This is a genomic window from Crossiella sp. NPDC003009 (assembly GCF_053591555.1).
Genome location: NZ_JBSFUA010000038.1, coordinates 55,589 through 64,881 on the forward strand (window position 1 = coordinate 55,589; position 9,293 = coordinate 64,881).

14 protein-coding genes are annotated in these 9,293 nt (G+C 71.4%); 10 read left to right on the plus strand and 4 right to left on the minus strand.

What is annotated here, in order from left to right; translation table 11 throughout:
- Positions 1–66 precede the first annotated feature (66 nt).
- The gene (locus tag ACWDY5_RS30680; RefSeq protein ID WP_449725622.1) at positions 67–510 is read right to left on the minus strand and encodes an Hsp20/alpha crystallin family protein; all 444 of its coding nucleotides are present in this window, start codon (positions 508–510) and stop codon (positions 67–69) included.
- A 101-nt stretch (positions 511–611) separates the two neighbouring features.
- Between ACWDY5_RS30680 and ACWDY5_RS30685 the strand changes: the two genes are divergently transcribed.
- The 8 genes from ACWDY5_RS30685 (at position 612) to ACWDY5_RS30720 (ending at position 5,749) form a co-directional block, all read left to right on the plus strand.
- Positions 612–1,211 (plus strand): HSP18 transcriptional regulator, encoded by a 600-nt coding sequence (locus ACWDY5_RS30685; RefSeq protein WP_449725623.1) that lies wholly within the window; start codon positions 612–614, stop codon positions 1,209–1,211.
- A 124-nt stretch (positions 1,212–1,335) separates the two neighbouring features.
- A complete protein-coding gene (locus ACWDY5_RS30690; RefSeq protein ID WP_449725624.1) occupies positions 1,336–1,848 on the plus strand; it encodes a DUF4232 domain-containing protein in 513 nt (170 codons plus the stop codon).
- 150 nt (positions 1,849–1,998) lie between these two features.
- Complete coding sequence (locus ACWDY5_RS30695) at positions 1,999–2,439, plus strand: nitroreductase family deazaflavin-dependent oxidoreductase (protein WP_449725625.1); 441 nt, start codon at positions 1,999–2,001, stop codon at positions 2,437–2,439.
- Between the two features lie 43 nt (positions 2,440–2,482).
- On the plus strand, positions 2,483–3,061 hold the full coding sequence (locus tag ACWDY5_RS30700) for a TetR/AcrR family transcriptional regulator (protein WP_449725626.1): 579 nt from the start codon (positions 2,483–2,485) through the stop codon (positions 3,059–3,061).
- Positions 3,062–3,132: 71 nt separating this feature from the next.
- Positions 3,133–4,023, plus strand: coding sequence for an alpha/beta fold hydrolase (locus ACWDY5_RS30705; RefSeq protein ID WP_449725627.1), 891 nt, complete (start codon positions 3,133–3,135; stop codon positions 4,021–4,023).
- A gap of 59 nt (positions 4,024–4,082) precedes the next feature.
- A complete protein-coding gene (locus tag ACWDY5_RS30710; protein ID WP_449725628.1) occupies positions 4,083–4,517 on the plus strand; it encodes a GNAT family N-acetyltransferase in 435 nt (144 codons plus the stop codon).
- Between the two features lie 91 nt (positions 4,518–4,608).
- Positions 4,609–5,127 (plus strand): helix-turn-helix domain-containing protein, encoded by a 519-nt coding sequence (locus ACWDY5_RS30715; RefSeq protein ID WP_449725629.1) that lies wholly within the window; start codon positions 4,609–4,611, stop codon positions 5,125–5,127.
- 31 nt (positions 5,128–5,158) lie between these two features.
- On the plus strand, positions 5,159–5,749 hold the full coding sequence (locus ACWDY5_RS30720) for a PIN domain-containing protein (protein ID WP_449725630.1): 591 nt from the start codon (positions 5,159–5,161) through the stop codon (positions 5,747–5,749).
- 8 nt (positions 5,750–5,757) lie between these two features.
- Here ACWDY5_RS30720 and ACWDY5_RS30725 read toward each other — a convergent pair whose 3' ends face one another.
- Positions 5,758–5,982 carry a hypothetical protein gene (locus ACWDY5_RS30725; RefSeq protein WP_252481725.1) on the minus strand — a complete coding sequence of 75 codons (225 nt, stop codon included), beginning with the start codon at positions 5,980–5,982 and terminating at the stop codon, positions 5,758–5,760.
- A gap of 195 nt (positions 5,983–6,177) precedes the next feature.
- Here ACWDY5_RS30725 and ACWDY5_RS30730 point away from each other — a divergent pair, with 195 nt between their 5' ends.
- The gene (locus tag ACWDY5_RS30730; RefSeq protein ID WP_449725631.1) at positions 6,178–7,041 is read left to right on the plus strand and encodes a glycoside hydrolase family 16 protein; all 864 of its coding nucleotides are present in this window, start codon (positions 6,178–6,180) and stop codon (positions 7,039–7,041) included.
- A 77-nt stretch (positions 7,042–7,118) separates the two neighbouring features.
- On the plus strand, positions 7,119–7,514 hold the full coding sequence (locus ACWDY5_RS30735; RefSeq protein WP_449725632.1) for a hypothetical protein: 396 nt from the start codon (positions 7,119–7,121) through the stop codon (positions 7,512–7,514).
- A gap of 42 nt (positions 7,515–7,556) precedes the next feature.
- Here ACWDY5_RS30735 and ACWDY5_RS30740 read toward each other — a convergent pair whose 3' ends face one another.
- Together ACWDY5_RS30740 and ACWDY5_RS30745 are read right to left on the minus strand one after the other, a co-directional pair.
- A complete protein-coding gene (locus ACWDY5_RS30740) occupies positions 7,557–8,660 on the minus strand; it encodes a hypothetical protein (protein ID WP_449725633.1) in 1,104 nt (367 codons plus the stop codon).
- A complete protein-coding gene (locus ACWDY5_RS30745) occupies positions 8,648–9,268 on the minus strand; it encodes a hypothetical protein (RefSeq protein ID WP_449725634.1) in 621 nt (206 codons plus the stop codon). Before ACWDY5_RS30745 ends, ACWDY5_RS30740 begins: the two co-directional genes overlap by 13 nt.
- Positions 9,269–9,293 lie beyond the last annotated feature (25 nt).

The following is a 9,293-nucleotide window of genomic DNA, read 5'->3' on the forward strand; positions in this document are numbered from 1 at the left end:
CGGGCGATGGCCCCGGCTGGACGCGCGCAGGACCATCGCCCGGTGTCGGTTCGTCAGTGCGCGGGATCAGGCGTTGATCTGCTTGCGGTCGCCCTGCTTGCCGCCGATGGCGATCTTGCGCGGCTTGGCCTGTTCGGCGACCGGGATCCGCAGGGTCAGCACGCCTGCCTCGTAGTCAGCCTTGATCTGCTCGGTGTCCAGGGTGTCGCCGAGGAACAGCTGGCGGGAGAACACGCCCAGCGGCCGCTCAGCGACCTGCATCTCGACGTTGTCGCCGGTGACCGTCGGACGGCGCTCGGCCTTGACGGTCAGCACGTTGCGCTCCACGTCCAGCTCGATCGCCTCCGCGGAGACGCCCGGCAGGTCGAAGGACACCACGAACTCATCGCCCACCCGGCAGGCGTCCATCGGCATCGCCGTTGGACGGGACCAGGTTCCGGACTGGTGGCTGCCGAAGAACTGCTGGGCGAGCCGGTCGAACTCCCGGAACGGGTCAGTGCGCATCAACATCGTTCCACCTCCTGTGATCCCCGTTTGGTGTCAACGCGCACCGTCACTGTAGCGCGTCATCGATGTGATGACAAGTGGTGTGTCATCGGTAAGATGACGTCATGAACGACAACCCGGAGACCGCGCTGGCCGAGATCCGCGAGGTGTTGCTGGCCGCGCGAGCGGGGCAGGCCGAGGTGCCGCGACTGCTCGGCGCGCTCACCGCCCTGCGCGAGCTGCGCGAGGAGCTGGGCGCCTGGGAGCCCGAGCTGATCAACGCCGCCCGCGGCCACGGCGCCAGCTGGGCCGCGCTCGCGCCCGCGCTGGGCGTGGCCAGCAGGCAGGCCGCCGAACGCCGCTTCCTCCGGCTGCGCCCCTCGGCCACCGGGGGGCTCACCGCGGAGGGCCGGGTGGACGCCGAACGCGGCAAGCGCGCCGGCGACCGCGCGGTGGCCGCCTGGGCCCGGCGCAACGCGGCGGTGCTGCGCCAGCTGGCCGGGCAGGTCAGCGCGCTGGGCGAGCAGGGCGGGGCCGGGCAGGCCCAGCTGGACCGGGTCGGCCACGCGCTCGGCGAGGACGACACCGCCAAGCTGCTGCCCAGGCTGATCGAGGCCTACCCGTACCTGACCGGCGGGCATCGGGTGCTGGCCGAGCGGGTGCTGGCCATCTCCGACCACGTGGACCAGGTGCGCCGGGACGCCACCGAGGCCAGGGGTCGCTGACCGCCGCCTATACGCTTCGTGGCCGCGTGATGCCCGTCTCTGTCTGACATGTCACCCGGAATGCACCAAGATCACCCTGTGGCGTCTTCTCCTGTGTACAGCGCGTTCTGTAAAGGAGATCGTCATGAACAACATTCTCCGGCGTGGCCTCGCCGCAGGGGCCGCGCTCGCCGCCACCGCCGCCGCGGGTCTGCTCGGTGCGGGTGTGGCGCTGGCCAACCCCACCGACCAGCCCTGCCAGGCGGGACAGCTGGACACCACCCTGGTGGCCGGCTCGCCCGGCGCGGGCCAGCGGTACGCCTCGCTGCAGTTCACCGCCAAGCCCGGCAACTCCTGCAAGCTGACCGGCCCGCTGCCGGTGACCCTCAACGGCGCGCCCAGCGTCACCATGGTCCCGGACACCGGTGAGGCCAGGCCGGTGTACGTCACCTCGGGCAAGCCGGCGCACGTGCTGCTGCACTGGACCGGCATCGGCGCGCCCGAGCAGCAGCAGACCCCGGCCAGCGTCACCGTCGGCTTCCCGGCGCAGCGGCCCGGCTCCACCACGCTGCCCTGGAAGCAGGGTCCGGTGGACGCCTTCGCTGAGGCGCACACCCTGCGTGTCGGCCCCGTGCAGGCCGGTCCGGCCGAGAGCTGAGCGGTCCCGCCTGACCGGGACCCTGCCTCGGTCAGGCCGGTCGCGGCAGCGGCCTCCTGGCGGGTGAACCTCGGCGCCGCCCGGAATAGTCAAGATCCGTTCCGGTGTTGCCCCCATGACCGACGCTGTCGAGGTGAAGGGATCAGTGGCATGCCGCTGACCGGCGAGTACGAGCCCAGTCCTACCGAATGGGTGCGCAAGCAGGTCGAGGAGTACGAGAGCTCGGGTGGCACCAGGGGCACCACCATGATGGACCTGCCGGTGATCATCCTGACCACCAAGGGCACCAAGTCCGGCAAGCTCCGCAAGACGCCGCTGATGCGGGTCGAGCACGACGGGGCCTACGCCGCGGTGGCCTCGCTCGGCGGGGCGCCCAAGCACCCGGTCTGGTACTTCAACGTCAAGTCCGAGCCGCTGGTGGAGCTCCAGGACGGTCCGGTGCGCAAGGACTACACCGCGCGCGAGGTCACCGGCGAGGAGAAGGCGCTCTGGTGGGAGCGCGCGGTGGCCGCCTACCCGCCGTACGCGGAGTACCAGGAGAAAACTGACCGGGAGATCCCGGTGTTCGTGCTGGAACCGGTCCAGGACTGAGTTTACTGGACCAAGCGTTCTGGAATCTGCTACGGTTCTGACCATGGGCAGGACCAAGGAGTTCGACCCGGACGTGGCGCTGCGGGCCGCGATGGAACTGTTCTGGCGGCAGGGCTACGAGGCCACCTCCATGCAGGACCTCGTCGACCACATCGGCGTCAACCGGGCCAGCATCTACGCCACCTTCGGTGGCAAGCACGAGCTGTACCTGCGCGCGCTGGACCGCTACGCCGAGGACACCGACGCGATCATCCTCAGTGGACTGTCCAAGGCCGGTCCGGTGCTGCCCGAGGTGCGCGGCGTGGTGCGGCGCTACGTCCAGGACTCCTTGCGGGACCAGGAACGACGCGGCTGCCTGGTCACCAACACGGCGGTGGAGCTGCTGCCCGGCGACCCGGCGGCCGGGCGCCGCGTCGAGCTCAGCCTGGACGGCCTGGAGCGGGTGCTCACCGGCGCGCTGATCCGCGCCCAGGACCAGGGCGAGCTGGCCGCGGACCGGGATCCCAGGGCGCTGGCCCGGTTCCTGGTCACCTTCCTGCAGGGCATCAGGGTGATCGCCAAGACGCCCGACCCGCGCCGCCTGGCCGACGCCGCCGCGCAGGCCCTCTCGTTGCTCGACTGACCGGCCCTGGCTCGGGCCGGTCTTGTACTGCCCTTTTATTGGAACGCTCATTCTGAAAAATGGAGACTCCTGTGACCGATCAGTTCACCGACATCGCCCTTGCCGCCTCGCTGCCGGGGGAGTTCCGCAGCGCGCACGCCGAGGTCAACGGCACCCGCCTGCACTACGTGCACGGCGGCCAGGGCAGCCCGCTGGTGCTGCTGCCCGGCTGGCCGCAGACCTGGTGGCAGTTCCGCAAAGTCATGCCCGCGCTGGCCGAGCGGCACCGGGTGATCGCGGTCGACCTGCGCGGCATGGGCGGCTCGGCCATCGCCGAGGACGGCTACGACAAGAAGACGATGGCCCGCGACATCCACGAGCTGATCCGCCACCTCGGCTTCGAGCACGCGGCCGTGGCCGGGCACGACATCGGCGCGATGGTCGCGCACAGCCTGGCCGCCAACCACCCGGAGACCGTCAGCCGGATCGCGCTCATCGACGTGCCACACCCGGACGAAAGCCTCAACGAGATCCCGATGCTGCCGCCGCACCCCGACCGCGTGCACCCGTGGTGGTTCGCCTTCAACCACCTGCACGGCCTGCCCGAACAGCTCGTCCGCGGCCGCTCCCGGCACGTCATCGACTGGCTCTACCAGGCCATGCTGCTGGACCAGGACAAGATCGACGACCACGCCCGCACCGTCTACGCCCGCGCCTACGACCGGCCGGGACGCGTCACCGCGGGCAACGGCTGGTACCAGAGCTGGCGGCAGGACATCGCGGACAACCACGGCTACCCGAAGCTGACCACCCCGGTACTCGGCATCGGTGGTGCGCAGGGGTACCACTACGCCACCGTGCGTGCGCTGCCGGCGCAGGCTGTCGAGTACGAGCTGGTGGAGATCCCGGAGTGCGGGCACTACGTGCCGGAGGAGCAGCCGGAGCGGCTGGTGGCCGAACTGCTCCGGTTCTTCGCGGGCTAGCGATCGGTGGCGGTGGCGGGAGATCCCTCCGTCGCGGGGTGATCAGTAGTCTGCGTGGCGTGAGTGTCAGCGTTGAGGTGCTGGGCGAGGTCACGGACGAGGTGCGGGAGGCGTTCGACCGCCTCCTGCCGCAGTTGTCCACCTCGGCCACGCCGCTCGACCATGCGGCGCTGGTCCGCCTGGCAACGTGTGAGGCCAACACGGTCCTGCTGGCGCGCGGCGGCGGCAGGATCGTGGGCACGCTGACGCTGGTGATGTTCCCGGTTCCCTCCGGCCTGCGGGCGCGCATCGAGGACGTCGTGGTCGACGAGGCCGCGCGCGGTCAGCGGGTCGGCGCGGCGCTGACCGAGGAGGCGCTGCGCATCGCGCGCGAGGCCGGCGCCCGGAGCGTGGACCTGACCTCCCGCCCGTCCCGCGGCGCGGCCAACCGGCTCTACGAACGGCTGGGTTTCCAGCCGCGCGAGTCCCGGGTGTACCGGTTCCCGCTCGGCTGAGTCGCGGCTCAGTTCGCCGGGTCGGCGGGGAAGGGGAGTGGTAGTCGAACGAAACGACATGTGTTACGTTTTGTTCGATTAGGAGGTGGCGATGACTGTGACTTCGCAGCAGGAGACCTACCTGCCGCCGGTCGAAGGGCGTAGGCGGGTCGCGGATGTTCGCGACTTCCTGCTGGCGCACGTGACGGTGGAACGCGAACGGCCGTCGTGCTTCCTCAGCGGCGCCGCGCCGGGTGACCGGGTCGAGCTGCCCGCTGAGCTTTACCAGGTGCTGCTGAAGGTGGCCGAGGCGTTGCAGAGCGGCCTCGCGGTGTCGGTGAGCCCGGTCTCGACCACGCTCACCACCCAGCAGGCCGCGGAACTGCTCGGGGTGAGCAGGCCTACCGTGATCAGGTTGCTGGACGGCGGTGAGATCCCGTTCGAGCGGGTTGGCAGCCATCGCCGCGTGCTGCTGCGCGACTTGATCGACTACCGCGAACGTCGTCGGGCTGCCCAGTACGCCGCGCTGGAGGCCACCGCGGTGGATGAGGACGAGGACGTTGAGGCGTCCTTGCTCAGGCTGCGCGCGGCCCGTCGTGAGGTCGGCAGGCGGCGACGCGGGCAGGCGTGAACGTCACCGAGAGTCGTGGGACGATCACACCGTGTTTGCCGCCCTCTTGGACACCTGTGTGCTCTGGCCCAGTTTGCAGCGGGACTTCCTGCTCTCGCTCGCGGTCGAGGGCACGTACCGGCCGGTGTGGAGCGCGGTGATCCTCGCCGAGCTGGAGTACTGCGAGGAGCGCAAGCTCATCGTTCGAGGGGCTGCGCCCGCGGACGCGGCTCGCCGGGCCGGTCGGCTGGTCTCGGAGATGCGGCAGGCGTTCGACGACGCGGAGATCAGTGGCTGGGAGGGCCTGGAAGGCACCTACGGTTTGCCCGACCCGGATGACGAACACGTGCTCGCCGCCGCGGTGGTCGCGGGCGCGGGAGCCGTTGTCACGCACAACTTCCGGGACTTCCCGGCCGCTGCGGTGCCGTCCGGCATCCAGGTGCGGTCGCCGGCGGAGTTCGCCGCGGACGCCGTGGCGCTGCGGCCGGTCGCCGCCGTCGCCGCGCTCGGGCACATCGCCGCCCGGTCCGGTCGAGCCGGTCCACGGCGGACAGTGCCGGAGCTCCTGGACCTGCTGGCGGACCGCTACGGCATGGTCGCCGTGGCGAAGCTGCTTCGTCCGTTCAGTCAAGGCGGGAGCTGAGTCGCGGCTCAGTTCGCCGGGTGCACCTCAAGGCAGTTGTCGCTGCCGAGCACCACCCGGCGGCCGGGGTAGGCGCGCGCGGCGATCTGCACGTCGCGCTCGTCGAAGAGGCCCTGGAAGATCAGCACTCCGTCGTACAGCTCCGCTTTCTCCACGGCGGTCGGCCAGCGGTGCTGGTAGACGTCGACGTCGATGGGCTCCGACGGCGGCGGCAGGTCCGGACCACGATGCATTCACCCAGTATCAACCGTCTGTCCACCCTCTGCCAGAGGGAACGGCGGGCGCCGGGGTCCGGCCATCCGGCTGCGCCAGACGGTCGACGGATTGACAGCGGAGTGGCCCAACGGTTTGCATTGTGGTCCGCCGTCATGTTGAGAGCGCTCTCTCGGAGTCTTCGGGAGCGTGCCCTGACCTCAACTGGAGGCTGCATGTCAACGAGGACGAGCCGACGGCTGCGTGCCACCGTCGCGCTGGCCACCCTCCTCGCCGCGGTCGGTGTCTCCGCGCCCGCGGTTCCCACCACTGCCGGGCCCGCCGCCTGGGCGCAGGTGTGGAGCGATGAGTTCAACGGTCCCAACGGCGGCGGGGTGGACCGGAACAAGTGGAACTTCGACATCGGCAACGCCCAGGCCAACGGCTGGGGCAACAACGAGCTGCAGTACTACACCGACCGGACTTCCAACGCGGCCACCGACGGCGCGGGCAACCTGGTGATCACCGCGCGCCGGGAGACCCACGGCCAGTGCTGGAACGGCAGGGCCTGTGACTACACCTCGGCCCGGCTGCTCACCAAGGGCAAGTTCGAGCGGGCCTACGGGCGGTTCGAGGCCAGGATGAAGCTGCCCTACGGCCAGGGCATCTGGCCCGCGTTCTGGATGCTGGGCAACAACTTCCCCGGCACCCGGTGGCCGGACTGCGGCGAGATCGACATCATGGAGAACATCGGCCGCGAGCCCAACACCGTGCACGGCACCATCCACGGGCCCGGCTACTCCGGCGCCCAGGGCATCGGCGCGAGCAAGGCCTCGCCGGATGGGCGGCCGTACTCGCAGAACTTCCACACCTTCGCCATCGAGTGGTCGCCGACCGACATCAAGTGGTTCGTCGACGGCCAGCTGTTCCAGCGCCGCACCCCGGCGGACCTCGGCGGGCGGCGGTGGGTGTTCGACCACCCGTTCTTCATGATCCTCAACCTCGCGGTGGGCGGGAACTGGCCGGGCAACCCCGACGGCAGCACCGTCTTCCCGCAGCGGCTGACCGTGGACTACGTCCGCGTGTTCGAGTGGCGCTGACCGGCTGATCGCCTGTGCGGGCCGGTCCTGACCGGGGCGGGACCGCACAGGCGGTGCCCGGGGGATAACCTTGCGTCATGAGCGAGGGGCCCTCCGCACCCTGGCGTCGATGGCGTCCGCCGCGCGACCTCTGGCTGGTGCTGCTGGCCGCCTGCCTGGTCGGCGGGCTGTACCTGCTCCAGCCCGCCCTGCTCGAGGTGCCGCCGGAGAACGCGCCGCGGCTGGCCAGCGCTCGGGTCAACGACTGCGTGGGCACCTCGGACAAGGACTACGACGGCAACGCGCACTCGCACTTCCGGCCGGTGCCCTGCTGGTACCGCTCGGCCCGGTTCCGGGTGACCGGGATCGGCGTGCCCGGTCAGCGCGCGGCGGTCGAGGACTTCTGCCGGAGCTTCCCCGGCTGGGACGCCGGCCGCTGGGTGCCCGCGCCGCGCGAGGGCGAGCAGGAGGTCTTCTGCCTGGCGCGGGCCTGACCGGGTCGCGGCGACCCGCTGGGGGCCGCCGCGACAGCTGGGTCAGTGGCCGAGCTTGGGGTGGCCGTTGGCCTGGCCGAAGCCGTTCGGGCCGGTGATCTCCATCGGGGTCGGGCCCGCGACCTGCCAGGGGCCGGGCTTGCCCGCCTTGGGCTTCTGCTCGCGTTCGGCCAGTTCCTGGTGCAGCTGGCGGAGCAGGCCGCGTTCCCGGTCGGTCAGCTTGGCCTCGGCCGAGCTGGTGACCTGTTCCGACGGCGAGGGCAGCTCGGCCAGCGCGGGCGAGGGCAGGGTGGGCGAGGGCAGCGGGGCGTCCAGGTCAGGGTCGGCCGGGATGGGGTCCATGGCGTGCACCGTGGTGGCGGCCACCGGGTCCTCGTCCGGCCGGGAACGCGGCGGCAGCGGGGACAGCTCGGTGTCGGCCATCGCGGGCGGATCCGGGGTGACCACCACCTGGGTGACCTCGGGTGAGGGAGCAGGCGGCGGTGGCGGCGGAGGTTCCGACCGGGCGCGCCTGGAGACCGGGCGCTCCCTGGCCGCTTCGGCCTCGTAGCCGGGCAGCTCGATCCGACGGGCGGTCGCGAGCGCCTTCTCGTGGTACTCGGGCAGTTCCTCGCCGGTGCGGAAGACCTCGATCGAGGCCCGCACGCCCGCCTGCTGCATCGCCCGGTTCAGCTGGTAGACCACGGCCGAGGGGAAGCCCTCCTGGCCGATCTCCATCAGCAGCACCTGGTGCGGCACCGCGCCCGCGGCCGCGCCGGCCGGGGTGGTGCGCCAGGTGCCCCACACCGAGCGCAGCGCGGGCAGCCTGCGCAGCACGCCGGAGAGCACCCGCTCCAGGCCGGGGACCGGGTCGTTGCTGCTGTTGAAGCGGTGGCCGTCGCCGAGGCGGACCTCGGAGACCACCACCTGGTCGGCCAGCGCCGGGTCGATGCGCACCTCGCCGAGCATGTGCCGCAGCCGGTACTGCTCGGCCGGGGTGATGGAGATCCGCCCGGCGAGCAGGCAGCCGAGCATCAGCTCGGTGGCGCGCTCGTACTCCAATAGCGCGGCGTGCTCGCGGGCGGCCAGCACCGCGTCGTCGTCGATCCGGCCCGCCAGCTCCAGCAGCAGCTGGTGGATCCGGTCGGCCAGGGTCATGCCGTCCATGCCACGCCTCCCTCGACCCCGACACACACCAGCTCAGCGGCCTCCCAGGCCGCGTGGTGGTAGTCGGGAAGCTCCATGCCCGATGGCAGCACCTCGACGCACGGTTCGTGTTCGCCGAGTGCGCGCAGCACCCGCTGCACCTCGCCGGTCAGTCCCGCCAGCTCGGTGGCGGCGGTGACCAGGATGATCCGCTTGCTCGGCTCGCCGGGACGCTGACCGCGCCGCCAGGTGCAACGCACCTCGCGCACCCCGGTCCGGCTGCGCAGCGAGGCGGCCAGCACCACCGACACCGCGTCGCTGCCGGTGGGGGACTCGGGGTGGTCCAGGCTGAACTTGTGCCCGCTGCGCCCCACCTCGTCCACGACCGTGATCGCGGCCAGTGCCGCGCGGTCCGCGCCGAAGGGGGTGAGCGAGTCCGACAGCAGCCGGTGTTCGCGTTCGGTCAGGGCGATCCGGTGTTGCAGCAGGCTGGCCGGCAGCGACCTGGCCAGCACCACCTGCGCTCCGCTGGCGAGCCAGTCCCGGAATCGCCACAGCTGGGCATCGGGCAACCGGCCGGCCAGCCGGAGGAGCAGCTCGTGACAGTCGAGCTCGGCAACCTCATGCATGGCCCGCAGCCTAGACCGAAGGGGG

Bases quoted from the DNA above. Each gene is read 5' to 3' on its own strand.
- ACWDY5_RS30680 (WP_449725622.1), bottom strand. From the start codon at position 510: ATGTTGATGCGCACTGACCCGTTCCGGGAGTTCGACCGGCTCGCCCAG.
- ACWDY5_RS30685 (WP_449725623.1), top strand. From the start codon at position 612: ATGAACGACAACCCGGAGACCGCGCTGGCCGAGATCCGCGAGGTGTTG.
- ACWDY5_RS30690 (WP_449725624.1), top strand. From the start codon at position 1,336: ATGAACAACATTCTCCGGCGTGGCCTCGCCGCAGGGGCCGCGCTCGCC.
- ACWDY5_RS30695 (WP_449725625.1), top strand. From the start codon at position 1,999: ATGCCGCTGACCGGCGAGTACGAGCCCAGTCCTACCGAATGGGTGCGC.
- ACWDY5_RS30700 (WP_449725626.1), top strand. From the start codon at position 2,483: ATGGGCAGGACCAAGGAGTTCGACCCGGACGTGGCGCTGCGGGCCGCG.
- ACWDY5_RS30715 (WP_449725629.1), top strand. From the start codon at position 4,609: ATGACTGTGACTTCGCAGCAGGAGACCTACCTGCCGCCGGTCGAAGGG.
- ACWDY5_RS30725 (WP_252481725.1), bottom strand. From the start codon at position 5,982: ATGCATCGTGGTCCGGACCTGCCGCCGCCGTCGGAGCCCATCGACGTC.
- ACWDY5_RS30730 (WP_449725631.1), top strand. From the start codon at position 6,178: ATGTCAACGAGGACGAGCCGACGGCTGCGTGCCACCGTCGCGCTGGCC.
- ACWDY5_RS30735 (WP_449725632.1), top strand. From the start codon at position 7,119: ATGAGCGAGGGGCCCTCCGCACCCTGGCGTCGATGGCGTCCGCCGCGC.
- ACWDY5_RS30740 (WP_449725633.1), bottom strand. From the start codon at position 8,660: ATGGACGGCATGACCCTGGCCGACCGGATCCACCAGCTGCTGCTGGAG.
- ACWDY5_RS30745 (WP_449725634.1), bottom strand. From the start codon at position 9,268: ATGCATGAGGTTGCCGAGCTCGACTGTCACGAGCTGCTCCTCCGGCTG.